Here is a 23,423-nt window from a genome sequence, read left to right as displayed (position 1 = left end):
AGAAGCGCGACGTCCCCACTCCTTTGTCGCGAGAGCCGGTCAGTCGTCCACCTGCGGCGGACCGGCGAGCGGGCGCACCTCGATCGGGATGCACGTCGGCGCCCCGCCGGGTCCGGGCGACGACGATGCCTTCGCGGCGATGGCATACGCCCGCTCCTCGGTGGCGCAGTCGACGACCCAGAAGCCGATGAGGAACTCCTTGGCCTCGGGGAACGGCCCATCGGTCACTGCTGGCGCGCCACCGTCGTAGCGCACGATCCGGGTCTGATCGGGCCAGCCGAGCCCGGCGTTGAAGACCATCTCGCCGCTCTCCTGCAGCTCGCGGTCGAACGCCTGCTGGAACTCGATCATGTTCTTGACGTCTTGCGGAGCCCAGCTGACCACGTCCCTGCCGTCGTCCCGGCCCACGTGCATCATCAGCATGTACTTCATCGCAGCTCCTTCGGAAGTGATGGGGCTCGGCTACCGCGAGTGCACGGCGTAGGTCAGGTGCGTCACCCTGCTGGAGGGCTCGGCTCGGACCGGCTCCAGGGCCACGCGGCCCGCGTCCACGCCGTCGAACAGGGAGATTCCGGAGCCGAACAGCACGGGTGAGAGCCCGATCGAGAACTCGTCGATGAGACCGGCGTTCACGTACTCGAGGATCGTCGCGCCGCCGCCCGCGACGCGGACGTCGCGGTCACCGGCGGCCTCACGGGCCTGGTCGAGCGCCGACTCGATGCCGTCGCTGACGAAGTGGAACGTGGTCCCACCCGGCCGCTCCCAGGGGTCACGCTTCTCGTGCGTCACGACGAAGACGGCGGTGTGGAACGGCGCCTCCTCCGGCCACGCCTGCGCGCCGCCGTCGAACATGCGCTTGCCCATGACGCTCGCGCCGGTGCGCTCGAACGTCTCTCGCAGGATGTCGTTGTCGCGACCCTCCTTGCCACCACGGCCCAGCTTGAGGTTCTCCCGGAAGAACCGCTGCGGAAAGACCCACTGCTGCAGCTCCACCCACTGCTTCCCCATCAGCTCCGCCGGCGACTCGGGCGCGATGAAGCCGTCCAGCGACATCGACACGCTGAAGAACACCTTCCCGGCCATCAGGCCTCCGCTCCCTTCCGGACGGTTCCGGTGACGTAGGCAGCCAGGTTGCCCAGCGTCTGCCGGCCGCCCTCGATCGCGTGGTACTTCTCGACCGCCTCGTCGTGCAGCTCCTTGGTCGGGAAGACGGTGCGCATCTCGATCCGGGTCCCGGCACCGTGGGGCTCGAACGTCAGCACCGACTCGAAGGCGTTCGGATCGCCGCGGAACTCACCGTGGCGCAGCGCGATCCGCTCCGGCACGGCGATCTGGGTCCAGGAGATCCACTCCTGGTAGTGCGTGCTGTCCGGTCCGTGCATCACGAAGTCCCACTCCCCTCCCACGCGGAACTCGAAGGACCGCGTGGTGGTGGTGAACCCGTCCGGCCCCTACCACTGCGACAGGTGCCGCACCTCGGTGAACGCCTCGAACACCAGCTCCCGTGGGGCGTCGATGACCCTGGAGATGACGATCTCGCGGTCTGCCGGCGCGGACTGCACCGGCGATTCCTGTCCCGTGGCGCTCATGTGCTACTCCTTCTCCTGCGTTGCCTGCTTGAGGTCCTGCACGTACGCGTCCAACCGGTCGAAGCTCTCGTTCCAGAACTGCTCGAACCCCCCGGTCCACTCGTGGACCGATCGCAGCCCACGGGCGTCCAGGCCGTACACGCGCTGCTTGCCTGCCCTGCGGTCCTGCACCAACCCGACCTCCCGGAGCACCCGCAGGTGTTTGGACGCCCCCGGCTGGGTCATCCCCAGCTCCCTGGCCAGCTCGGTCACCGGCCGCTCACCAGCCCGCAGGACCACCAGGATCTCCCGGCGCTGCGGCTCGGCGATCGCGTTGAAGACGTCCGACGTCGTCGCTGCTCGTGCCATGCCAGCCATCGTATGCCCATATCGGCATGCGTCAAGGCGAGAAAGTGCATCGGTCCCATCGGACCGACCTGCTCAGACCTGGAACACGTGCTCCTGGCGGTAACCGGTCGTCAGGTCGGTGAGGGACAGCTCGATGATGCCGGCGGGGTCCACGGTGTAGCGCTCCTCGAGCAGCGGGCCGGCCTCGAGGCGGACGATGGGCACCTCGTGCAGGGGCGACGAGTCGACAGAGGCGTTGCTTCCCGTCTGGTGCACGGTCCGCTGGAGCTCCGGGTCGAACGGGAAGACGATCTGGGCGACCGGCGCGAGGTCCCCGCGCGGCTCGCCCTGATCGTCGACCGAGGAGTACTCCACGAAGCGGAACCAGCCGATGTTGTGAGCGGCCTGGTAGCGGCGGGTCACCACCACCGGCTCGACGGAGGCCGGCTCGCCCAACGCGTCGGCGGTCCGGAGCGAGCGGTCCAGCACCGGGTCGAAGGACACGGCAGCCCCGCCCTCGCGCTCCCGGAAGACGCCGAAGCCACGCGAGAGCCGGTCGCGCAGCGAGAACCCCGCGTCGGGGTCGGCGGCGATGGCGAGGCCGACGGCCGTGGAGGCGCTCGGCATCGGGGAGCGGTGCACGCGGCGGCCGAACCGCGCCCGCAGCAGGCGGGGCACCAGCGGCAGGCCGCTCGCGCCCCCGACGATGTAGATGCCGGCCACTCCCTGGAGCTCGTCACCCTCCCCGTCGGGCGGCTGCAGGGACTGGACCAAGGGCTCCATCGCCTCTGTCGTCGCCGCGACCAGTGGGGTCACGGCGGCATAGAAGTCATCGACGGGAACGGTCACCGCGGTGCTGGCCTGGCCGTCGGCTCCGGGCACCTCGACGGCGACCCGGCGGGACTGCGGACCGATGCGCTCCTTGGCCTCGCGGCACTCCTCGAGCAGGCTCGCCCACGACGCCTCGGACAGTTCTGCCTCGGAGCGGCCGGCAAGCCGCAGGGCGGCCGCAGCCAGGGCCTCGTCGAAGTCGTCCCCGCCGAGCCGGTTGACGCCGAAGGAGTCGAGCACCTCGTGGCGGGTGCCTGAGAGCCGCAGCAGCGACGCGTCGAAGGTGCCGCCGCCGAGGTCGTAGACGATGACGAGGTCGCGCCGAGAGGTGATCGACCGGGCCTGCCGGTGCGCGAACTCGAAGCTTGCGGCCGATGGCTCGTTGACGAGGCCGGCCACGTCGAAACCGGCGCGTCGGCACGCCTCCAGAGTGAGGAAGCGCTGGGCGCTGTTGGCCTGTGCCGGCACCCCCAGCACGGCGCGGGCGGTGGCCGTCGCGTGCATCAGGTCCTCGATGCTCGACGCGGTCCGGAGGGCGTCCAGCACGGCCGAGAAGAGGCCGGTGAGGACGTCGAAGAGCGGCACCTCCCGGTCTCCGATGCGCATGAGCGTGTCGGGAGTGACCTGGGGCTCGGCCAGCAGGCGCTTGAACGAGCGGGCGGACGGCATACCCCGTCGGGCCGCTTCGAGCGCCGCGAAGCCGTAGACGAGCGTCCCTCCGTCGTCCGCGACGACAGAGGGGAAGTGGTCACGGGCGTCGCCGTCCTCGTCGAGAAAGGCCACCACCGGGTAGTTGCCGCGATCGCCGTGCGCGACGACGGTGTGCGTGGTGCCGAAGTCCAGGCCGAGATCCATGCCCCAAGGCTAGGCCGACGAGGCCGTCAGGTGCGCGCGGTCAGCGGCGGACCAGCCGGGCGCGACGCCGGATGACCGAGCGCGGCGCCACCCGCAGGAGGCCGACGATCGCCTTGTACTGCAGCCCCGGCACGGACAGGACGCGGCCCTTCTCGACGTCGTCGAGGCAGTCGGACACCAGCTTCGTCGGGTCGAGCCACATGAACTCCGGTCCCGGCTTGCCGATGCCGGCCCGCTGCTGGAACTCGGTGTTGGTGAAGCCGGGGCACAGGGCGGTGACGGTGACGCCGGAGCCGGCCAGCTCGGCGGCCAGCCCCTCGCTGAAGGTCGTCACCCAGGCCTTGGCGGCCGAGTACGAGCCGGAGGCGATGAACCCGGCCACCGACGAGACGTTGATGATCCGCCCCCGTCCGCGCTCGCGCATCGCGACACCGGCCGCGTGGGAGAGGACGAGCACGGCCCGCGTCAAGACGTCGAACGCGGCCTCCTCGACCGCGACGTCGTTGCGCAGGAAGCTGCGTCGCTGGCCGTAGCCGGCGTTGTTGACCAGCACGTCGACCGGACGCTCGGGGTCGGCCGCCCGGTCGGCGACGGTCTGTAGGGCTCCCCGGTCCGACAGGTCCGCGACGAGCACCTCGGCTGTGACGGCATACCGGCTCGCCAGCTCTGCGGCGACCGCGTCGAGGCGCTCCCGGTCCCGGGCGACGAGCACGAGGTCGTGCTGACGGGCCGCCAGCTGTCGAGCGAACTCGTGTCCGATGCCGGCGCTGGCGCCCGTGACGAGGGCCGTGGGTCGCGGGGTCCGCTGTGCAGTCATGCGACTCACCCTAGGGACCGGGCGTCGGCGTGGCCGTCTATCGTGGGCGACTGTGCGCATCGCCACCTGGAACGTCAACTCCATCCGGTCCCGCATCGACCGCGTCGCCGCCTGGCTCGAGCGCAGCGACGTGGACGTCCTCGCCATCCAGGAGACCAAGGCGAGGGAGGAGCAGTTCCCCCTCGACCGCTTCACGGCCCTCGGCTACGAGGTGGCCCACCACGGGCTGAACCAGTGGAACGGCGTCGCGATCGTCTCGCGGGTGGGGCTCGAGGACGTATGCGTGGGGTTCGACGGGATGCCGGGCTGGGGTGAGCCCGCGGCCCCGGAGGCGCGCGCCATCGGCGCGGTCTGCAACGGCGTACGCGTGTGGTCGCTCTACATCCCCAACGGCCGGTCGCTCGACGACCCGCACCTGGGCTACAAGCTGAGCTGGCTGGAGTCCCTGGCCGTGGCGGGCCGTGGCTGGCTTGCTGCGGAGCCCGACGCCCAGATCGCCCTGCTCGGCGACTGGAACATCGCACCGACCGACGCCGACGTCTGGAACGCCGCCTTCTTCGAGGGCCGCACCCACACCTCTCCCGGCGAGCGTGCCGCCTTCCGGTCCGTCGTCGACGCCGGCTTCACCGACGTCGTGCGCCCGCACACGAGCGAGCCGGGCACGTTCACCTACTGGGACTACACGCAGCTGCGCTTCCAGAAGCGTCAGGGCATGCGCATCGACTTCGCCCTGTGCTCCCCCGCGCTAGCCCACCGCGTCGTCGGGGCGGCCATCGACCGCGAGGAGCGCAAGGGCAAGGGTGCGTCCGACCACGCGCCCGTCGTCTTCCAGGTCGGGGACTGACGCACGTCACCGCCTCGACCGCCGCGCGGGTCGGGGTCAGAGGGCGACGAACCCAGACGCGTCGGCGTCGACCGAATGCGCCTCCCTCGGGGGGCGGCTCATCCCCAGGGTGAACGCGACGGCGCCGCCGAGCAGCGCAGCGATAGCCCCTCCGAGGAAGACCGTCTGCACCTGCACGACGCCGGCGCCGACGAGCGCCTTGGTGTCGAGCTGGTTCGGGAGATGTCGCACGGCCTCGAAGTAGCGGTTGAGACCGACCGAGGTGAGCAGCGCGAGGCCCGCGACCATCCCCACCATGCGGGCCACGACGACGAGGGAGCCGGCGACGCCGTGCGCGTCGGTCGGCGAGTCGGCGAGCGCGGCGTTGTTGACGGGCGCGAGCGCGAGACCCATGCCCAGACCGACGGCGACCAGCACCACAGTGGCCGCCACGGTGTGACCGACCGACGCGAGCGTCCACCCCGACATGACGAGCATCCCGACGCCGGCGAGCAGCAGCCCGACGCCGGCCACGGCGCCGTCCCCCAGCCGGCGCAGTGCCCAGCCGCCGAGCAGGGCCCCGACGGGCACCGCGAGCAGGAACCGGACGAGGACCAGCGCCGCTCCGGTCTCGTCGTAGGAGTCGCTCAGGCGCGCCAGGAGGGGCACGTCGACGAGGACCGCGACCAAGGCTGCGCCGACCAGCAGGCTCACGACGAGCGAGCGCAGGCCTCGGGGGCCCACCACCCCTCGCGGGATCAGCGGGTCGGCCGCGTGCCGGTGCCACCACGCGAGGGCGACCAGGGCGAGTGCACCGACCGGGAGGAGGCTGTAGCCGAGCGGGCCGACCACCTCCTTCTCGGGATCGGACGACGCGAAGGTCAGCACGAGGCTGCCGAGCGCGACTGCCACGAGCAGGGCACCCACGAGGTCTGCCCGCCGCAGCACGGCCCAGCAGCGCGGGGCGGTCAGGGCCGCGACCACGACGAGCAGCCCCATGCCGACGACACCGATGGGGGTGAGCACCCGTGACGTGCCGGCGAAGGGCACGAACGGCGCGCCGAGGGCCACGTCTGTCACCAGCGACTCCGGCGCCGCCAGCGCGAGACCCGTGAGCGCCAGCCCGAGCACCAGCAGCACTGCGGCGGCGACCGACACGACCCGGCTGCGCGGCGCCGTGACCGGACCGGAGGACCCCGCTCCCGACGGGAGCCCACGGGACCCGAGGAGGTGGATGACGGCATACAGCATCAGCGCGGCAGCGACGTTGAGCCAGAAGATCGCCCGCCACCCAGACCAGGCGAGCACCACGGCGCCGATCACCGGCCCGAGCACCGAACCGAGCTCCTGCACCGCGCCGACGACCCCGAGCGGGGTGCCGCGCCGGTGCGCCGGCCACAGGTCGGCCACGAGCGCGAGCGTGGCCGGGACCAGGCCGCCGCCGCCCACGCCCTGCAGCACCCGGCCCGTGACGAGGACCGGCATCTCGACCGCGAGCGCCGTGACCGCGGAGCCGACGGCGAAGACGAGCAGGCAGCCGAGCAGGATGCGGCGGCGGTCGAGCAGGTCGGAGAGCCGGCCGATGAGCGGCAGGACGGCGATGTAGCCGAGCAGGAAGCCGGAGATGATCGGGGTCGCACGCTGCAGCGCGTCGATGCCGATGCCCACCCCGGCCATCATGTCGGTCAGGGCGAGGACGACGACGTAGGTGTCGGCGGCCGCGAGCGCGACTGCGGCAGAGGCCGCCCCGAGCAGGGCGAGGCGGTGCGGGGCGGTCGGCGGAGTGAGCTGAGCGGTCGGGGTCACCGGCGCGTCACGGCTTGGTGATGGTGACGGGCTTGCCGTACTGGTCGAGCGTCAGGGTGTAGGTCGACGTGGTGCCCGCCCCGAAGAACGGCCCCGTGATGACCACCTGGCGCAGCTCCCCGGCGTCGGTGAGGCCGTAGTTCACCGAGAAGGTGCCGTTGCTGTCGCCGATGAGGAAGAGGTTCGTCACCGCCTTGCCGGGCACCGTGCCGGTGATCGTCGAGAGCACCTCGGAGCCCTGCCGCACCTGCTTGCCCGCCACCGGGGAGGTGGTCGCCGTGAGCAGCGTCGTCAGTCCCTTGTCGGGCGAGAAGAGCACGGCCGGGTCGGGCAGGCCGAAGGCCTTGGGGTCGATCTTGTTGGTGCCCGGGATGAGCGGCAGCTTCGCGTAGACCTCACCGTCGAGCGAGGTGATCTCCGCGTCGGCCTGCACGCCGTTGAGCGTCACCTTGAACGTGCCCTTGAAGGCGGGCGGGTGCTTGCCCCAGCCGTCGGCCGACACGACCCCGCTCGAGCCCTGCGGCACGTTGCTGCTGGCGAGGCGTAGGTGCACCGACGGGGCGGCGTCGACCTTCGTCTTGGCGGCGGCCAGCCGCTGCGCGGGGGTGGCCTGCGTCTGGCCGGCGGACGCACCCCCCGGCTCGCTCGAGCAGGACGCCACCGTGACGACGCACAGCCCAGAGAGGGCCGCAGCGGCGAGCTTTCCCGTGATGCGCATGGGGGTCAGGCTAACCGAGCAGCCGTGCCCGCCCGGTGCAGCAGCGAATGTGGGTATGCCCATTGTCGGGAACGATCACGGCGGGACCACCCCGCCACCTGACGAAGGAGCACGAACCCATGGCCCTGCTCGGAGTCATCCTGCTGTTGCTCGGCGCCGTCGTCGCCGTCGTGACCTACCTCGCCACCCACGCGGCAGCCGGGACGGTCATGGTCTCGGCATTCGGCTTCTCGCGCAACGCGACACCGCTCGAGCTCGCGATCTACGGCGCCGCCGCAGTGCTGCTCATCGCGCTGGGCTGGGCGCTGCTCTCCGCCGCGGCCCGCAGGCGGGTGCGCCGTCGCCGCGAGGAGAAGGAGGCCGCCCGCCTGACGGAGGTCGAGGAGAAGGCCGAGGCTGCCCGCCTCGAGCACGAGCGCCGATTCGAGGAGTCGGGCCGTCGCGACGAGGACCTGCGCCGCCGCGAGAGCGAGCTGGCCGCTCGCCACGAGGGTTTGGACACCCGCGAGGCCGAGCTGTCCCGCAGTGAGGCTGAGCTGCGCGAGCACCAGCGCCCCTCGGTGGCCGACGTCGTGACGGGCCGCGCCGAGGGCAACGTCCACGAGGGCACCGCGTCCTGGGCCGACGACACGCGCCCGACCGGCGACGTCGAGCAGCCCGTCCAGCACGGCGAGCAGTCCGACGAGGAGTCTTTCGAGACGCGTGCGAGCCACCGCGTGGACCGCGATTCGACCGTGTGAGGGAGCACGCCGCATACGTCTTCGACCTCTACGGCGTCGTCCGGGACTTCGCGCCGGGCGACGCCGGCCCCGCCATCGAGGCAGCCCTCGGCCTGCGCGCCGACGGTCACCGCCCGTACGTCTTCACCAACGGCACCGACCACGTGCCGCAGGAGCTGGAGCTGCTCGACATCACCCGGCTCTTCGACGGCCTGCTCAACAGCGCCGACCTCGGCGTGGCCATGCCCGAGCAGCTGGCGTATGCCGCCGCGCACCGAGCCATCGAGGCCGACCTCGGGCGCCTGGTGGACCGCGGCGACATCTGGTTCACCGACGACCGCGTCGAGAACCTCGCAGCCGCCGCCGGGTTCGGTTGGGACGCAGAGCTCTTCAGTCTGGGGCAGTCGCGGCCGGAAGGGTGACAACCGCGCGGACACCGGGCCCGGCATCCTCCAGCTCCACGTCCCCGCCCCACCGGCGCAGGAGGGCGCGGGTGATGGCCAGGCCCAGGCCGGTGCCGCCGCTCTCGCGGTCGCGCGCCTCTTCGAGCCGGGTGAAGCGGTCGAAGACACGCTCGCGGTCGGCGGGAGGGATGCCGTGCCCGTCGTCGGTGACGACGACCTCGACGCAGTCGTCGACCGCGACTGCGTCCACGAGGACCGCGTCCCGCGCGTGGCGCACCGCGTTGTCGACGAGGTTGGTCAGCGCCCGCGTCAGGTCCTCGGCCGAGACGCAGGCGTGCAGCCGGCGGCTCGTGAGGCCCTGAGCAGCCCGGACCGGCACCCGGGCGGATCGATAGCGCGCGACGAGTCGGTCGGCGAGCGCTGCCACCTCGACGACGGCGGTGGCGCGCGAGGCGCCGGGCGTGACCCCGTCGTCGGCGCGGGCGAGCAGCAGCAGGTCGTCGACGAGGGCGGCCAGCCGGTCGACGTCGGGGAGGACCTCCTCGGGCAGCCGGCCGCCCTCGCCGAGTCGTTGCGCGACCTCGAGCTGGGTGCGCAGGCTCGCCAGTGGGCTGCGCAGCTCGTGCGCGGCGTCGGCAACGAAGGCGCGCTGCCTTCGGCGCGCCGTCGCGATGCGGTCGAGCATGGCGTTGAGCGTCGTCGCGAGCGCGCTGACCTCGTCGTGGGTCGGCGGGACGGGCAGCCGTTCCTTCTCCGAGGACGCGTCGTCGATGTGCTCGGCGCCCTGTCGGAGGGCCTCCACGGGGGCGAGCGCCGCGCCGATGACCCGCCACGCGATGGCCGCGAGCGCTGCCAGCAGCAGCGGGAGGATCGCCAGGAGCAGCCAGCGCACGGTCCGCGTGCTCTGCTCGATGTCGGCCGTCGAGGCGCCCGCGACGACGGTGTACGCGCGGCCGTTGGCGCCCCCCGGCCCGGCGGCGACCGCCGCCACCTGCAGCCGGCCGCTCAGCCCGGAGCGGCTGCCGGGCACGACGACCGGGTCCCCGGTCAGGGCCCGCCGGCGCTCCTCTTCGGTCACGAGGGCGGTGAGCCGGTCGGCGGTCACCGACCCGCTGACGACCCGTCCCTGGGCGTCGAGGATCTGGAGGACCTGCGCGCCCGACACCGGGACCGGGTCGGGCAACCGTCCTGCGTCGACGAGCAGCGCCACCTGTTCAGCACTCGCCCGGGCGGCCGTCTCGACGGAGCGCGAGAGCGACTGCGTCAGGACGACGTAGAGCAGGACCCCGCCGACGAGGAGGGCGCCGGCGACACCGAGGAGACCGACGAGCATGAGGCGCCCGCGCAGGCTGAGCCTGGCGAGCCGGGGGAACTGTCTGCGCAACAACGGTTTGCCGCGCGGGCGGCCGGATGCGACGCTCACCGCGCCATCCGGTAGCCGGCGCCGCGAACCGTCTCGATCCGGGCCCGGCCGAGCTTGCGCCGAAGGTAGCCGACGTACACCTCGACGACGTTGGCGTCCTCGAGGCCGCCCCAGACCCGGTCGAGCAGCTCCTGCTTGGGCACGACGGCGCTGTCGGCGCGCATCAGGTGCTCGAGGAGGACGTACTCCCGCGGTGCCAGGGCCACGTCGGCACCGTCCACCTCGACGCGCCGCGTCGACGGGTCGAGGGTCACGCCGGCCCGCCGCAGCAGGACCGGGCGCGGCGCCGGGTCACGACGCAGCAGCGCGCGCAGGCGGGCGACGAGGACGACGAACGAGAAGGGCTTGGTCAGGTAGTCGTCTGCGCCGTAGTCGAGGCCGTCCGCCTCGTCGTACTCCCCGTCCTTGGCGGTGAGCAGCAGCACCGGGACCCAGTTCTCCTCCTCGCGCAGGGTCCGCACGACGCTGTAGCCGGACATGCCGGGAAGCATGATGTCGAGGACGACGACGTCGTAGGCGCCGAAGCGGGCCGCGTCGAGCCCCGCAAGACCGTCGGCGACGTGGTCGACGACGAAGCCCTCGGCGCCGAGCCCGCGCGCCAGGGCGGCAGCCATCCGAACCTCGTCCTCGACCAGCAGCACCCGCACACGGCAACCATGGCACGCGCTGCGCGGCAGGTTGCCCCGAGCGGCGCGATGCCGCATACGTCCGCTCTCAGTCGCCTCTCAGTCGCGGGGGCGCACGATGGCTCCATGAGCATCTTCACCCAACACCCGGCCGGCCGCTGGGGCCTGCCCGTCGCCGCCGTCGGCGTGGTCGGCGTCGCGGCACTCACCCTCAACCAGGCGGCGTCCGCCGACGCGGGCCTGCCTCCGCGAACCCCGCAGCAGCTGCTCGCCGACGTGCGGTCCGCCGACGTCTCGAGCCTCTCGGGGACGGTCGTGCAGACCTCGGACCTCGGCCTCCCCCAGCTGCCGGGCCTCACAGGAGGCGGCCCGGCCGGCGGCGGAGGCGGTGTCACGGGCGCTGCCGGCAGCTCGCTCACCTCACTCGCGTCGGGCACGCACACGTGGCGCATCTGGGTCGACGGACCGACGCGGCAGCGCCTGGCCCTCGTCGGCACCAGCGGTGAGTCCGACGTCATCCGCAACGGCTCGGACCTGTGGCTGTGGTCGAGCGCCGACAAGACCGCCGTCCACCACACCATCGGCACGGCTGGACCGGGCACAGCGGTGCGACGCCCGACCGGCCTGCCGACCAGTGTCCCCAACACTCCTGAGCAGGCGGCATCCACGGCGCTGGCCGCGATGGGCAAGGACACCACGGTGACGACCTCCGGGACCGCCTCCGTGGCCGGCCGGTCGGCATACGAGCTGGTCCTCACCCCCAAGGACAGGGCCACGCGCATCGCATCGGTGCGCATCGCGATCGACGCGGAGAAGCACGTGCCGCTGCGGGTGCAGGTCTACTCCACCAAGCTGTCGAACCCCGCCTTCGAGGTCGGCTTCACCGCTGTCGACTTCTCCACGCCCGAGGCGCGCCAGTTCTCCTTCACACCGCCGGCAGGGACCACCGTGACGCGCCCGGAGCAGGGCGCTGCGAAGGGTGCCGCGGGCACGAACCCGGCGCTGCCCAAGGATCGCACCGCGACCATCGGGGCCGCCAGGGCGGCGGGCGCGCCGCGCGTCGTCGGCTCGGGCTGGAGCACCGTCGTCGTCGCGTCCATGCCGACGGGCACGGGCACCGGCGCCGCTGCCGGCTCCGACCCCACCCGACAGCTCGCCAGCCTCCTCAAGGCCCTGCCGGCCGTGTCGGGCTCGTGGGGCTCGGGCCACCTCCTCGAGGGAACCCTGTTCTCCGCGGTCCTGACCGACGACGGGCGAGTTGCGGTCGGGGCGGTGTCGCCGGACTCCCTCTACGCCGCCCTCGCAGCGAAGTGACCGGCGTGCCGGCCGGGTCCGTCCTGCCTCGAGGGAGCAGTGACCTGGCGATCGAGAGCCGCGGCCTGACCAAACGGTTCCGGGGCACGGCAGCGGTCGACGGCATCGACCTCGCGGTGCCCCGAGGGTCCGTCTACGGCTTCCTCGGCCCCAACGGCTCGGGGAAGACGACGACGATCCGGATGGTGCTCGGCCTCGTCCGCCCGACGGAGGGGACGAGCACCCTTCTGGGACATGCCCTTCCGCAAGCGGCGCAGCAGGTGCTCCCCCGCGTCGGAGCGCTCGTCGAAGGACCCGCCTTCCACCCGTACCTGTCAGGTCGGGACAACCTGCGCCGTCTCGACGCCGCCGACCTGACCGCTGACCGGCGCACCACCGCGTCACGCGTCGACGCCGCGCTGGACCGGGTGGGCCTGCTCGCGGCGGCCGGCAAACGCTACCGGGCCTACTCGCTCGGGATGCGCCAGCGCCTGGCCATCGCCGCCGCCCTCCTGGTCCCGCGCGAGCTGCTCGTGCTCGACGAGCCCACGAACGGACTCGACCCGCAGGGCACGCGCGAGGTGCGCCACCTCGTCGCGTCGCTCGCCTCGGACGGCACGACCGTCTTCGTGTCGAGCCACCTGCTGTCCGAGGTGGAGCAGATGTGCACCCATCTCGGGGTCATGAGCGAGGGCCGGCTCGTGGCCCAGGGGTCCACCTCGCAGGTTCGCGGCGCAGCGGCGCCCGTGGCCCGGGTCGTCACCGACCAGCCGGCCGAGGCCTCCCGCATCATGGCGGAGCTGGGCGTCGACGCCGTCGAGCAGGTGCCCGAAGGGGTGCGTGGCGAGCTGGGCGGTGTCGAGCCGGAGAAGGTCGTCGCCGCGCTCGTGCAGGGCGGCGTCGGCGTCAAGGAGTTCGTTCTCAGCAGGCCGAGCCTCGAGGACCTCTTCGTGGCCCTGACCGGGGAGGGTTTCGATGTCAGTGGCTGAGCCCGTCACGACCCCGCCCGCTGCGGGCGCACGCCCCACGTCGTCGCCAGCCCGGGCTGGACTCTCGAGCCGGCTCTCCGCGCGCCTGCTGTGGTCCGAGCTCGGGCTCATCGGCGGACGACGTCGCAACCAGATGGGCCTGCTCGTGCTGGCCGCCGTGCCGGTCCTCATGGCCGTCGCGGTGCGCATCTCCGCACCGAGGACCGGCCGAGGTCCGGACTTCCTCTCCTCGATCACCTCCAACGGGCTGTTCGTTCCGCTCGCGGCGCTCGGGGTCGAGATGGGGCTCTTCCTGCCACTCGCCATCGCGATGCTCGCCGGTGACGCCGTCGCCGGCGAGGCCAACCTCGGCACGCTGCGCTACCTGCTGACCGTGCCGGTGGGACGCACCCGGCTGCTCGGCGTCAAGTACGCCTCGCTCGTCGTCGGAGCGGTCTGGGGCGTCGCCGTCGTCGCCCTCGCGGGAGCGGTCGCCGGCATCGCCCTTTTCGGCACCGGTCCCATGCCGACCCTGAGCGGCACCGAGCTGCCGTTCTGGGACGCGGTCTGGCGGGTCGTCCTCGTCGGGCTCTACATCGCAGCGGGACTCGCGGCACTCGCCGCCGTCGGCCTGTTCATCTCGACGCTCACGGAGCAGCCGCTCGCCGCGACCGTGGCGCTGATGATCTTCACGATCCTGTCGTGGATCGCCGACGCCGTGCCGCAGATCTCGTGGTTGCACCCGTGGCTGCTCGTCGACCAGTGGCAGGCGTTCGCGGACCTGCTGCGCGACCCGCCGTTCTGGGACAACATCGCCCGTGGCCTCTGGGTCGACCTCGGGTATGCCGTCGTCTTCTGGCTGCTTGCCTGGGCGCGGTTCTCCGGCAAGGACATCACCAGCTGACCGCGACCTGCAGGCCTCAGACGAGGATGAGGCCCTCGCCCTCGGGATCGACGCCGACCTTGACGGTGGAGCCGTCGCGGACCTCGCCCGAGAGCAGGCTGCGGGCCAGCCGGTCGCCGATCTCGCGCTGCACGAGGCGGCGCAGCGGTCGGGCGCCGTAGGCGGGGTCGTAGCCGCGGACCGCCAGCCACTGCCGTGCGTCGTCGGTGACCTCGAGCGCGATGCGCCGGTCGGAGAGCCTGTCGGCGAAGGCGCGCACCTGGAGGTCGACGATGTGCGCTAGGTCGTCGCGGCTGAGGGCGTCGAAGACCACGACCTCGTCGAGCCGGTTGAGGAACTCCGGCTTGAACGACGACCGGACCACGCCCATGACGGACTCGCGCCGGGCCTCCGGGCTCAGCAGCGGGTCGGTGAGGAACTGCGACCCGAGGTTGGAGGTCAGCACCAGGATGACGTTGCGGAAGTCGACGGTGCGCCCTTGGCCGTCGGTGAGACGGCCGTCGTCGAGCACCTGCAGGAGGATGTCGAAGGTCTCCGGGTGAGCCTTCTCCACCTCGTCGAGCAGGATCACCGAGTAGGGCCGGCGCCGCACGGCCTCCGTGAGCTGGCCGCCCTCCTCGTAGCCGACGTAGCCGGGAGGCGCGCCGATGAGACGAGCCACCGAGTGACGCTCGGAGTACTCCGACATGTCGATGCGGACCATGGCCCGCTCGTCGTCGAAGAGGAAGTCGGCCAGGCTCTTGGCCAGCTCGGTCTTGCCGACGCCCGTCGGTCCGAGGAAGAGGAACGACCCGGTCGGCCGGTCGGGGTCCGAGACACCGGCACGCGTGCGCCGGACGGCGTCGGAGACGGCCCGCACGGCGTCGGCCTGGCCGATGAGGCGCGCCCCGATGTGCTGCTCCATGTGCAGCAGCTTCTCGGACTCCCCCTCGAGCAGGCGGCCGGCCGGGATCCCCGTCCACGCGGAGATGACGTCGGCGATGTCGTCGGAGCCGACCTCCTCCTTGACCATCGGCTCCTCGGCGCCGGTCGTCGCGGCGGCCTCGCGCTCCTGCGCGGTCGTCAGCTCCTTCTCGAGCGTCGGGATGTCGCCGTAGAGGATCTTGGACGCGGCACCGAGGTCACCCTCACGCTGGAGCCGGTCCGCCTGGGTGCGCAGGTCGTCGATGCGGGCCTTGAGGTCACCGACCGCGTTGAGGCCCGACTTCTCGGCCTCCCACCGCGCGTTGAGCGCCGCGAGCTCCTCGGACCGGTCGGCGAGGTCCTTGCGCAGGCGCTCGAGGCGCTCCTTGCTCGCCTCGTCGGTCTCCTGCTGGAGGGCGAACTCCTCCATCTTGAGGCGGTCCACCGCACGGCGCAGCTCGTCGATCTCGACGGGGCTGCTGTCGATCTCCATGCGCAGCCGCGAGGCCGCCTCGTCGATGAGGTCGATGGCCTTGTCGGGCAGCTGGCGGCCGGAGATGTAGCGGTCCGACAGCGAGGCAGCCGCGACGAGCGCCGAGTCGGCGATCGTCACCTTGTGGTGGCCCTCGTAGCGCTCCTTGAGCCCGCGCAGGATGGCGATGGTGTCCTCGACCGACGGCTCACCGACGAAGACCTGCTGGAAGCGCCGCTCGAGGGCGGCGTCCTTCTCGATGTGCTTGCGGTACTCGTCGAGTGTGGTCGCGCCGACGAGGCGCAGCTCGCCGCGCGCCAGCATGGGCTTGAGCATGTTGCCGGCGTCCATGGCGCCCTCGCCGCCGGCGCCCGCACCGACGACCGTGTGGATCTCGTCGATGAAGGTGACGATCTGCCCGTCGCTGCCCTTGATCTCCTCGAGGACGGCCTTGAGCCGCTCCTCGAACTCTCCGCGGTACTTCGCCCCGGCCAGCATGGCCGCGAGGTCGAGGCTGTAGAGCGTCTTGTCGCGCAGGCTCTCGGGCACGTCGCCCTCGACGATGCGCTGGGCGAGGCCCTCGACGACGGCGGTCTTGCCGACGCCGGGCTCGCCGATGAGGACGGGGTTGTTCTTCGTGCGGCGGCTCAGCACCTGTACGACGCGGCGGATCTCCGCGTCGCGGCCGATCACGGGGTCGAGCTTGCCCTCACGGGCCCGGGCCGTCAGGTCGGTGCCGTACTTCGCCAGGGCTTCGAAGGTGCCTTCGGGGTTGTCGGACGTCACGGGCCGCCCACCGCGCAGCTCGGGGATCGCCTTCTCGATCGCGTCCGCGTCCAGGCCGAACTGGCCGGTGCGCGCGATCGCGAGGAGCAGGTGGTCGGTGGAGACGTAGGAGTCGCCCATGGCCGTCATGTACTGCTGCGCCTGCTGCATCACGCGCAGGGCAGCCGGCGACAGCTGGGGCTGCTGCGTGCCACCGGTGACCTGGGGCATCGTCGCCATCGCACGCTCGGACGCTGCCGTGGCGGCGCCGACGCTCGACCCGCCCGCCGTGAGCAGGGCCGAGGTGGTGGTGCCGCTCTGGGCTGCCAACGCGAGCAGCAGGTGAGCCGGCTCGATGTTCGGGTGGTGCTTGCTGGTCGCGGTGGTCGCGGCCTGGGCGAAGGCCTCCTGGGCCTTGTTGGTCAGCTGAAGGTCCATGCGTACTCCTGGTGAGGAAGTGGGTTCACGGCGGACAACGGGCACTACCTTGAGTGTATTCCGCTCAACTTCGTGCCGAGAAGGACGTCATCGCCCTCCTCGACGGCGCGCTGACTCCTCAGTCGTGCGGGTCGGGGTCGTACCACCCGTCGCGGGCCGCGGCCATGGCCTGGAAACGAGCGGCCCAGGACGGGTCGGCCGGCGTGCGGACGTGGACCGCCCACTCGTGTGCCTCGGAGTCGTCCTCACCGGCCAGCGCCTCGCGTACCACCCGGACGCTCACGAGGCCCTCTGCCTCGAGCTCGTCGGCGAGGTCCTCGGCGGCGTCCCGCGCTGGCAGCACGATGAGGTGCTCCACCTCCGGCATGCTGGTCACGGCCCCAGCGTAGGACGGTCAGACGACGTCGTTCGGCTCGGCGCCCGTCTCGACGACCCGCTGAGCGACCTCACGCAGCTTCACGTTGTGGTCCTGCGAGGCCCGGCGGAGCACGTCGAACGCCTCCTGGGGAACGATCCGGTGCCGCTCGATGAGGATGCCCATGGCCTGGCCGACGAGGCGGTGGCTCTCGACGGCCCGCGCGAGGTTCGCCTCGTTCTGGCGGAAGCGGTCGACCGTGACGATCCGGTCGACCGACTGGGCCACCGTGTGAAGGAGCAGCTCGGCGACGGTGCGCTCGGCCGCCGCGGCGTCCGGGAAGCTGGTGGCGTCCACCCACGCACGGCAGACGGCCTGGCTGCCGGACGACTCGAGCAGGATGCCGCGCGCGCCCGCCACCTCGGTGGCTCCCGCCGCACCCGTGCCAACCGCCGACCCGCGAGCCTCGGACGCACGGGACAGCACCGACCGGACGGAGGGGGCCAGCGCGGACGGCGGCACCACGCCGGAGGCGCTGGCGTGCAGGTCGTGCTGCGTCGTGGTGACCCGGAGCACCGCCTCGCCGGCGAGCACCTCCCCGATCGTGGAGGCCGCCACGGAGAGGACCTCCTCGAGATCCTGGGAGCGCACGAGCTGCCGGGCAGCGGCACTGATCCGCGCTGCCGCCGATGCTGCGCGGGCGACGTCGTCGTTCGGCGCGGTCTCCGAGTGCGGGGTGCTCACGGGAGGCCTCCAGAGTATGCGTGTGAAGGCCCGCGAACTTGGAGGCAGCACAGTGTTGCATCTCGTCACGCCGTCGGACAAAACGCGACACGAAACGGACGGCAAGGCAGCCTGATCGCCGCTCAGGCCAGATCGGGGTCCTGCCCGCTCTCGACGACCCGCGCGGCGATCTCACGGAGCTTGATGTTGCGGTTGAGGGACGCCTGCCGCAGCATCTGGAATCCCTGCTGCGCCGTGACGCGGTGCCGCTCGATGAGGACCCCGACCGCCTGCCCGATGAGCCGATGGCTCTCGATGGCCTGCCCGAGCTGGCGCTCCTTCTCCTCACGGGCTCGCGCCGCGACGACCCGGTCGACCGCCTGGCCGAGGGTCTGCGCGAGCAGGTCGCCGACGATGAGCTCGTCGCTCGCCACGAAGCGCGGCTGGTCGAACTGCACCCAGGCCCGGCAGTCTGCCCCCTGAGCGGTCGGCAGCAGGAGCAGGCCGTCCCGCTTGTCGCCGAGCAGGACGTCGTGACGGTGCGGAGTCGACTCGAGCCCCGCCCGCACCCCGGGGTCGAGCTCGTCGGGACCCACCCGGCCGCGCGGGGACAGGATCGCCGTCTGGCCCTGCGTCGGTGACACCCGCAACGTCACGGCGCCGTCGAAGAGGACGGTGAAGCCGGTGACCGCCGTGGCCAGGGCCTGGTCGAGGTCCTCCGCCGACGCGAGGTCGACCGCGATTCGGGCGGCGAGCTCGCGACGCATCCGCGACTCGTGCTCACGCGTCTCGTCACGCACGACGACGATGACGAAACCCGAGTGCTCCGACGACTCCGGGACGGTCGCCGCCCGGACGTGGACCCACGCCTCGCCCCCGCCACGACGCAGGATGCGGTAGCGGTCCTCGACGACGGGATCACCGTCGACCAGGTGCGCCATGCGCTGCTCGTGCCGAGCTCGCTCGTCGGCGCTCTGCTCCGAGGGGATCCACCACGGGTAGGGGGGCACGAGGGGTCCGTCGGCGAGCGACCAGCCGAAGGTCCGTGTGAAGGCCGGGTTCATCTCGAGCACCCGCCCCTGGGCATCGCTGATCACGAAAGGCTCCTGGATGGCACCCAGGATGGCGCGCAGCCAGGCTGCATCCCGAGAGCGCGACCGAGAGCGCACGAGGTTGGCCGCGAGCCGAGCGCGCAGCTCCTCCGGCTGGAAGGGCTTGGTGACGTAGTCGTCGGCGCCCTCGAGCAGCCCCGTCGTGCTTGCCTCGACGCCGGCCCGCGCCGAGAGGAGGACCACCGGAAGGTCGCGCAGGTCGGGATCGGAGCGGATCTCGCGCACGAGCGTCAGCCCGTCCATGCGCGGCATCATCACGTCGGCCAGGACGATGGAGGGCCGCAGGGTGCGCAGCTGCTCGAGGGCCTCGATGCCGTCGCGCACCGAGACGACGTCGTAGTCGACGACGACGTGTCGGGCGATGTAGTCACGCATGTCGTGGTTGTCCTCCACGACCAGCAGGGTGGGCCGCTCGGCGCCGGCCTCCGTCGGCTGCACGACCACGCGGGCGGCCTCGGTGGCCGCAGCCTCCATGCCGTCGGCGACGTCGTCGCGCACCACCCAGGTGCTGGCCTCGTGGATGAAGGACTGGGCCGAGCGCGGGGTGATGGACGGGCGCAGCGCGGCATGCGAGGCGGGTCGCCCCCACGGCAAGGACAGGGTGAACGTGCTGCCCTCCCCCTGCACGGACTGGACGCGGACCGTGCCGCCGAGCAGGTCGACGAGCTGGCGCACGAGAGACAAACCGATGCCGGCGCCCTCGCGCGACCGGCGGTCGTCACCGCGGTCGAGCTGGCGGAAACGGTCGAAGACGAGGTCCAGGTCCTTCTCCGCGATGCCGATGCCGGTGTCGGTGACCGACACCTCGTAGCCGTCCTCCCGGGCCGCCAGGCGCATGGAGATGTGGCCCCGCGGGGTGAACTTCAACGCGTTCGAGAGCAGGTTGAGCACGGTCCGCTCGAACATGTCGACATCGACGTAGGCCTCGTGGTCGAGCTCCTCGCACTCGACGTCGAACTCGAGGCCGGTGCGCTCGATGGCAGGGCGGAAGTTCGCAGCGATGCCGGTGACGAGCTCCTCGACGTCGGCCTGGACCCAGTGCGGCTCGACGGCACCGGCCTCGACCCGGGTGAGGTCGAGGATGCGGTCCACGAGGCCGGTGAGCCGGTCGGTGTTGCGACGGATCAGCTCGAAGCGCTGGCGCTGCTCCGGGTCCAGCCCGTCCGCCGAGAGGGCGTCCTGCACGGGGCCTGCGATGAGGGTGAGCGGCGTGCGCAGCTCGTGGCTGACATTGGCGAAGAAGTCGGACTTCGCCACGTCGAGCTCGGCCAGCGCCTCCGCGCGCTGGCGCTCCTCCTGGAGGCGGCGGATGCCGCTGAGGGCCATCGCGACGTGGGAGGCGCACAGCTCTGCATAGACCTGGAGCTGGGCGTCCCAGGGACGCCGGGGGTTCTCGGTCAGCAGCAGGTGCGCTGTCGGCTCGAGCAGGCCCGGCTCGACGACGGGCACGACGCGTACGACATCGCCGACCACGGCGACGCTCGGCGGCTGCTCGCCGTAGACGTGCCACCGGATGTCGCTCGCGAGGTGGTCGTTGGCCTGCGAGCCGAGCACCTCGAGCGCGCGGACGCGCACCTCCTCGGGCGTCTCGGCCTTGGCGACCGCGGCGACCAGGCGGGCGGACATGTCGGCGCGGCGCTCGGCCAGCACCTTCGCGGTGGTCTCGGTGGCGACGTTGAGGACGCCGACGACGTGGCCGTCGTCGTCGTGGATGGCGCCGTAGGACCACGTGAAGTAAGCCTCCTCGAGGTAGCCGGCGCGGTCGACGACGAGCAGCTCGTCCACGACCCACGTGGCGGGGCCGCCACTGGTCACCTCGTGGAACATCGGCCTGATGACGTCCCAGATCTCCGGCCAGACGTCGCGCACGGGACGGCCCCACGCGCCCGGGTGCTTGCTCTCGCCGAGGAGGTCGCGGTAGCCGTCGTTGTAGAGCATGGCGAGGTCCGGGCCCCAGCACACGAGCATGGGGAAGCGGGACGAGAGGCAGACGTCGACCAGGATGCGAAGGTTCGCAGGCCAGGACTCGACGGGGCCGAAGTGCGTTGCCGACCAGTCGGTGCGGCGGAAGAGGTCCAGCATCCCGCCGTGGTGCGAGGGCGTGTGCTGGCTGATGACGGTGGTGCCCGGGAGGTCGCCCTCCGGCTGGTGCGGGGTCACACGAACTCCGGAACTGGAATCGAGAAGCTGCCTCCGGGGGCATGCCGCTGCAACGTGCCCCGTCTGTTTGAGGCCTGCACATTCTGGCACACGCGGGGACCCTGCAAGGATCGGAAGCTAGTGCTCCGGCCGCCAGACGACGAGCGCCTGGGAGGAGGGCGCCCGCGGCGGGCGCTGCCCAGGGCGCACCGTGACCACCTCGCCCCGCGGCCCGACGGCGAAGACGCGCGTGCCGGACGCGAGGGCGGCCTGCGCCGCTGCGAGCTGGTTCGAGAGCTCCTCGACCCGGGACTGCAGGGCGGAGACGTGGTTCTCGAGCTCGAGGATGCGCTGGATCCCGGCGAGGGAGACGCCCTCCTGCGACAGCCGCTGCACGTCGCGCAGCATCCGCACGTCGCGGGTGCTGTAGCGACGGCCCCCGCCGCGCGTGCGCGACGGGGACACGAGGCCGAGTCGGTCGTACTGGCGCAGCGTCTGCGCATGCATGCCGGCGAGCTCGGCCGCGACCGAGATGACGAAGACCGGTGCGTCGTCGTCGTGCCCACTGGGGCGGGTGCTTCTGCGCGCCATCGCCGTCACCTCTTCCGTCAGGTCCGGGCGCGCTGGAACAGCTCGGCACGCGGGTCGTGACCGTCCTCGGCGGCGGCCATCTTCTCGACGGCCTCACGAGCCTCGTCCGTGAGCCGCTGCGGGACGACGACCTGCACCTTGGCGAGCAGGTCGCCGCGGTGGTCGCCGCGCTCGACCCCGCGACCCTTGAGCCGCAGGACACGACCGCTGGGGGTGCCGGGCGCCACCTTGACCTTGACCGAACCGCCGTCGAGGGTCGGTACGGACACGGTGGCCCCGAGGGCGGCCTCGGCGAAGGTCACCGGCAGGTCGAGAGTCAGGTTGTCGCCGTCACGTCCGAAGACGGGGTGCTTGTCGACCGTGACGGTCAAGATGAGGTCACCGGCAGGCGCACCGGGATCACCCTGACGGCCCTTGCCGCGCAAGCGAATTCGCTGGCCGTCCTTGACGCCCGGAGGGATGCGGGCGTTGATGCGGCCGAGGTCGGGCGAGCTGAGCGAGACGGTCGAGCCCTCGACGGCGTCGCGGAATCCGATGCGCGTGGTCGCCTGGACGTCGGCGCCGGGGCGTGGGCCAGGCGTGGCGCCGTAGCCGCCGTAGCCGGCGCCGGGAGCGCCGGCGGCTCCGCCGAACATCTGCCCGAGGATGTCCTCGAGGTCGGGCTGCCCGGCCGCGCCGCCGGTGTTGAACCGTACGCGCTGGCCACCGGCACCGGGGCCGCCGGCACCGCCGAACGCCGAGAAGATGTCCTCGAAGCCGGCGCCCTGACCGCCGGGCCCGCCCGCCGTGAAACGGGCCCCACCGTGCGACATGGCGCGGATGGCGTCGTACTCGCGGCGCTTCTCGGGGTCGCTCAGGACGGCATACGCCTCGCCGACCTCCTTGAAGCGCTCCTCCGCCCTGGAGTCCCCGACGTTGTGGTCGGGGTGCAGGTCGCGGGCGACCTTGCGGTAGGTCTTCTTGATGGTCGCCGCGTCGGCGTCCGGGGCCACGCCCAGGATCGCGTAGAAGTCCTTCTCGAACCAGTCCTGACTAGCCATGGCGCACCTCCTCCTTCACGGGAACTCTGACGCTGCTCCCATCATCGGGTATGCCGCCGGGCTGCGCAGGCAGCCCGGGGGCGGACGTCTCAGGCCGGGTCGGCAACCGACACCCGCGCGGCACGCACGAGCCGGTCACCGATGCGGTAGCCGGGCTGGAGCACCTGGACGACGGTGGTCCCGGTCGCGCCGTCGGGAAGCTCGGCCTCTACGTGCATGAGGGCCTCGTGCACGTTCGGGTCGAACTCCTGGCCGGCCTCACCCACGCGCTCGACGCCGAAGCGACCGAGGGTGGACTCGAGCTTGTCGGCGATGGCAGCGAAGGGGCCACCGGAGAGGTCACCGGCCTGACGGGCCATGTGGATGTCGTCGAGGACGGGCAGCAGCGACTCGACGACGCTGCCGACCGCGGTGTGACGGATGACCTCGCGGTCGCGGTCGACGCGCTTCTTGTAGTTGACGTACTCGGCCTGCAGGCGCTGCAGGTCCGCGAGCAGGCTCGCGGCCATGCTCTCCTCCTCGGCGAGGGCAGCGCCCTCGGAGTCGCCGGACTTCCCGGAGTCGCGGGAGGGACCGGTGTCGCCGGAGCCCGCGGCATCGACGGTCTCTGCGGGCTCGTCGGTGCCGTGGTCGAACTCGTCCTCGCCACCGGGCTCGGACGAGGCCCCCGGACCGCCCTCGTAGTAGGTGTGGTGGCGCTCGCCGTGGGCTGCGTCGCCCCGCGGCGGCGACGCCGCCGGCACCCGTCGCGCCCGTCGCGGTCACGTCGGGCTGCTCGCCGG

The 23,423-nt window shown here is 72.2% G+C and carries 23 protein-coding genes and 1 pseudogene; 6 read left to right on the top strand and 18 right to left on the bottom strand.

Features of this window, described 5'->3' with window-relative positions:
* Nucleotides 1–39: 39 nt before the first annotated feature.
* The 7 genes and pseudogenes from AC3WRT_RS06505 to AC3WRT_RS06475 form a co-directional block, all read right to left on the bottom strand.
* On the bottom strand, nt 40–432 hold the full coding sequence (locus AC3WRT_RS06505; RefSeq protein ID WP_492720537.1) for a YciI family protein: 393 nt from the start codon (nt 430–432) through the stop codon (nt 40–42).
* Between the two features lie 30 nt (nt 433–462).
* A complete protein-coding gene (locus AC3WRT_RS06500; protein ID WP_492720534.1) occupies nt 463–1,083 on the bottom strand; it encodes a dihydrofolate reductase family protein in 621 nt (206 codons plus the stop codon).
* Nucleotides 1,083–1,427, bottom strand: a pseudogene (locus AC3WRT_RS06495) (SRPBCC domain-containing protein); the annotation flags it as partial. The gene AC3WRT_RS06500 and the pseudogene AC3WRT_RS06495, both read right to left, overlap by 1 nt.
* Before the next feature lie 24 nt (nt 1,428–1,451).
* Nucleotides 1,452–1,589 (bottom strand): hypothetical protein, encoded by a 138-nt coding sequence (locus AC3WRT_RS06490; RefSeq protein ID WP_492720532.1) that lies wholly within the window; start codon nt 1,587–1,589, stop codon nt 1,452–1,454.
* Between the two features lie 3 nt (nt 1,590–1,592).
* A complete protein-coding gene (locus AC3WRT_RS06485; protein WP_492720528.1) occupies nt 1,593–1,937 on the bottom strand; it encodes an ArsR/SmtB family transcription factor in 345 nt (114 codons plus the stop codon).
* 72 nt (nt 1,938–2,009) lie between these two features.
* Nucleotides 2,010–3,602, bottom strand: coding sequence for an Hsp70 family protein (locus tag AC3WRT_RS06480; protein ID WP_492720524.1), 1,593 nt, complete (start codon nt 3,600–3,602; stop codon nt 2,010–2,012).
* A 40-nt stretch (nt 3,603–3,642) separates the two neighbouring features.
* Nucleotides 3,643–4,419: an SDR family NAD(P)-dependent oxidoreductase gene (locus tag AC3WRT_RS06475; RefSeq protein WP_492720521.1), complete on the bottom strand. Its 777-nt coding sequence runs from the start codon at nt 4,417–4,419 to the stop codon at nt 3,643–3,645.
* Between the two features lie 52 nt (nt 4,420–4,471).
* On the opposite strand from AC3WRT_RS06475, the gene AC3WRT_RS06470 reads away from it, so the two are divergent.
* Complete coding sequence (locus tag AC3WRT_RS06470; protein ID WP_492720519.1) at nt 4,472–5,263, top strand: exodeoxyribonuclease III; 792 nt, start codon at nt 4,472–4,474, stop codon at nt 5,261–5,263.
* 36 nt (nt 5,264–5,299) lie between these two features.
* On the opposite strand, the gene AC3WRT_RS06465 is transcribed toward AC3WRT_RS06470, so the two are convergent.
* Both AC3WRT_RS06465 and AC3WRT_RS06460 read right to left on the bottom strand, forming a co-directional pair.
* Nucleotides 5,300–7,048, bottom strand: coding sequence for an MFS transporter (locus AC3WRT_RS06465; protein ID WP_492720517.1), 1,749 nt, complete (start codon nt 7,046–7,048; stop codon nt 5,300–5,302).
* 7 nt (nt 7,049–7,055) lie between these two features.
* On the bottom strand, nt 7,056–7,766 hold the full coding sequence (locus tag AC3WRT_RS06460; protein WP_492720515.1) for an LppX_LprAFG lipoprotein: 711 nt from the start codon (nt 7,764–7,766) through the stop codon (nt 7,056–7,058).
* Nucleotides 7,767–7,885: 119 nt separating this feature from the next.
* Here AC3WRT_RS06460 and AC3WRT_RS06455 point away from each other — a divergent pair, with 119 nt between their 5' ends.
* Both AC3WRT_RS06455 and AC3WRT_RS06450 read left to right on the top strand, forming a co-directional pair.
* Nucleotides 7,886–8,506, top strand: coding sequence for a hypothetical protein (locus AC3WRT_RS06455; RefSeq protein ID WP_492720513.1), 621 nt, complete (start codon nt 7,886–7,888; stop codon nt 8,504–8,506).
* Nucleotides 8,503–8,907: an HAD family hydrolase gene (locus AC3WRT_RS06450; RefSeq protein ID WP_492720509.1), complete on the top strand. Its 405-nt coding sequence runs from the start codon at nt 8,503–8,505 to the stop codon at nt 8,905–8,907. The genes AC3WRT_RS06455 and AC3WRT_RS06450 overlap by 4 nt, the downstream gene beginning before the upstream one ends.
* On the opposite strand, the gene AC3WRT_RS06445 is transcribed toward AC3WRT_RS06450, so the two are convergent.
* Together AC3WRT_RS06445 and AC3WRT_RS06440 are read right to left on the bottom strand one after the other, a co-directional pair.
* Entirely contained in the window at nt 8,876–10,312 is a 1,437-nt protein-coding gene (locus AC3WRT_RS06445) for a sensor histidine kinase (protein WP_492720507.1), read from the bottom strand. The two genes, AC3WRT_RS06450 and AC3WRT_RS06445, sit on opposite strands and share 32 nt — an antisense overlap.
* Entirely contained in the window at nt 10,309–10,959 is a 651-nt protein-coding gene (locus AC3WRT_RS06440) for a response regulator transcription factor (protein ID WP_492720505.1), read from the bottom strand. The genes AC3WRT_RS06445 and AC3WRT_RS06440 overlap by 4 nt, the downstream gene beginning before the upstream one ends.
* A 105-nt stretch (nt 10,960–11,064) precedes the next feature.
* Here AC3WRT_RS06440 and AC3WRT_RS06435 point away from each other — a divergent pair, with 105 nt between their 5' ends.
* The 3 genes from AC3WRT_RS06435 to AC3WRT_RS06425 are packed head-to-tail and all read left to right on the top strand — an operon-like array spanning nt 11,065 to nt 14,103.
* Nucleotides 11,065–12,252, top strand: a complete 1,188-nt coding sequence (locus AC3WRT_RS06435) for a LolA family protein (protein WP_492720502.1) — start codon at nt 11,065–11,067, stop codon at nt 12,250–12,252.
* Nucleotides 12,249–13,220, top strand: a complete 972-nt coding sequence (locus AC3WRT_RS06430; protein WP_492720500.1) for an ABC transporter ATP-binding protein — start codon at nt 12,249–12,251, stop codon at nt 13,218–13,220. Before AC3WRT_RS06435 ends, AC3WRT_RS06430 begins: the two co-directional genes overlap by 4 nt.
* Nucleotides 13,207–14,103 (top strand): ABC transporter permease, encoded by an 897-nt coding sequence (locus AC3WRT_RS06425; RefSeq protein ID WP_492720498.1) that lies wholly within the window; start codon nt 13,207–13,209, stop codon nt 14,101–14,103. The genes AC3WRT_RS06430 and AC3WRT_RS06425 overlap by 14 nt, the downstream gene beginning before the upstream one ends.
* A gap of 16 nt (nt 14,104–14,119) precedes the next feature.
* Here AC3WRT_RS06425 and clpB read toward each other — a convergent pair whose 3' ends face one another.
* From clpB to AC3WRT_RS06390, 7 genes are all read right to left on the bottom strand, one after another.
* Nucleotides 14,120–16,681 (bottom strand): ATP-dependent chaperone ClpB, encoded by a 2,562-nt coding sequence (gene clpB, locus AC3WRT_RS06420; RefSeq protein WP_492720495.1) that lies wholly within the window; start codon nt 16,679–16,681, stop codon nt 14,120–14,122.
* Between the two features lie 118 nt (nt 16,682–16,799).
* On the bottom strand, nt 16,800–17,048 hold the full coding sequence (locus AC3WRT_RS06415) for a hypothetical protein (RefSeq protein ID WP_492720661.1): 249 nt from the start codon (nt 17,046–17,048) through the stop codon (nt 16,800–16,802).
* Nucleotides 17,049–17,075: 27 nt separating this feature from the next.
* Entirely contained in the window at nt 17,076–17,780 is a 705-nt protein-coding gene (locus tag AC3WRT_RS06410; protein ID WP_492720493.1) for an ANTAR domain-containing protein, read from the bottom strand.
* Nucleotides 17,781–17,902: 122 nt separating this feature from the next.
* Complete coding sequence (locus AC3WRT_RS06405) at nt 17,903–21,031, bottom strand: ATP-binding protein (RefSeq protein ID WP_492720490.1); 3,129 nt, start codon at nt 21,029–21,031, stop codon at nt 17,903–17,905.
* A 117-nt stretch (nt 21,032–21,148) separates the two neighbouring features.
* Nucleotides 21,149–21,601, bottom strand: a complete 453-nt coding sequence (locus AC3WRT_RS06400; RefSeq protein WP_492720488.1) for a heat shock protein transcriptional repressor HspR — start codon at nt 21,599–21,601, stop codon at nt 21,149–21,151.
* Between the two features lie 17 nt (nt 21,602–21,618).
* On the bottom strand, nt 21,619–22,641 hold the full coding sequence (locus AC3WRT_RS06395; RefSeq protein ID WP_492720485.1) for a DnaJ C-terminal domain-containing protein: 1,023 nt from the start codon (nt 22,639–22,641) through the stop codon (nt 21,619–21,621).
* Nucleotides 22,642–22,730: 89 nt separating this feature from the next.
* Nucleotides 22,731–23,384: a nucleotide exchange factor GrpE gene (locus AC3WRT_RS06390; protein ID WP_492720483.1), complete on the bottom strand. Its 654-nt coding sequence runs from the start codon at nt 23,382–23,384 to the stop codon at nt 22,731–22,733.
* Between the last annotated feature and the right edge of the window lie 39 nt (nt 23,385–23,423).

The sequence above is a fragment of the Terrabacter sp. FW104-15G4B genome (assembly GCF_058790095.1).
The sequence above is the reverse complement of the archived record's forward strand: the minus strand, read 5'-3'. Positions and strand labels throughout refer to the sequence as shown.

Bases quoted from the DNA above. Each gene is read 5' to 3' on its own strand.
- AC3WRT_RS06475 (WP_492720521.1), bottom strand. From the start codon at position 4,419: ATGACTGCACAGCGGACCCCGCGACCCACGGCCCTCGTCACGGGCGCC.
- AC3WRT_RS06500 (WP_492720534.1), bottom strand. From the start codon at position 1,083: ATGGCCGGGAAGGTGTTCTTCAGCGTGTCGATGTCGCTGGACGGCTTC.
- AC3WRT_RS06455 (WP_492720513.1), top strand. From the start codon at position 7,886: ATGGCCCTGCTCGGAGTCATCCTGCTGTTGCTCGGCGCCGTCGTCGCC.
- AC3WRT_RS06400 (WP_492720488.1), bottom strand. From the start codon at position 21,601: ATGGCGCGCAGAAGCACCCGCCCCAGTGGGCACGACGACGACGCACCG.
- clpB (WP_492720495.1), bottom strand. From the start codon at position 16,681: ATGGACCTTCAGCTGACCAACAAGGCCCAGGAGGCCTTCGCCCAGGCC.
- AC3WRT_RS06485 (WP_492720528.1), bottom strand. From the start codon at position 1,937: ATGGCACGAGCAGCGACGACGTCGGACGTCTTCAACGCGATCGCCGAG.
- AC3WRT_RS06415 (WP_492720661.1), bottom strand. From the start codon at position 17,048: ATGCCGGAGGTGGAGCACCTCATCGTGCTGCCAGCGCGGGACGCCGCC.
- AC3WRT_RS06460 (WP_492720515.1), bottom strand. From the start codon at position 7,766: ATGCGCATCACGGGAAAGCTCGCCGCTGCGGCCCTCTCTGGGCTGTGC.
- AC3WRT_RS06435 (WP_492720502.1), top strand. From the start codon at position 11,065: ATGAGCATCTTCACCCAACACCCGGCCGGCCGCTGGGGCCTGCCCGTC.
- AC3WRT_RS06505 (WP_492720537.1), bottom strand. From the start codon at position 432: ATGAAGTACATGCTGATGATGCACGTGGGCCGGGACGACGGCAGGGAC.
- AC3WRT_RS06490 (WP_492720532.1), bottom strand. From the start codon at position 1,589: ATGAGCGCCACGGGACAGGAATCGCCGGTGCAGTCCGCGCCGGCAGAC.
- AC3WRT_RS06395 (WP_492720485.1), bottom strand. From the start codon at position 22,641: ATGGCTAGTCAGGACTGGTTCGAGAAGGACTTCTACGCGATCCTGGGC.
- AC3WRT_RS06480 (WP_492720524.1), bottom strand. From the start codon at position 3,602: ATGGATCTCGGCCTGGACTTCGGCACCACGCACACCGTCGTCGCGCAC.
- AC3WRT_RS06425 (WP_492720498.1), top strand. From the start codon at position 13,207: ATGTCAGTGGCTGAGCCCGTCACGACCCCGCCCGCTGCGGGCGCACGC.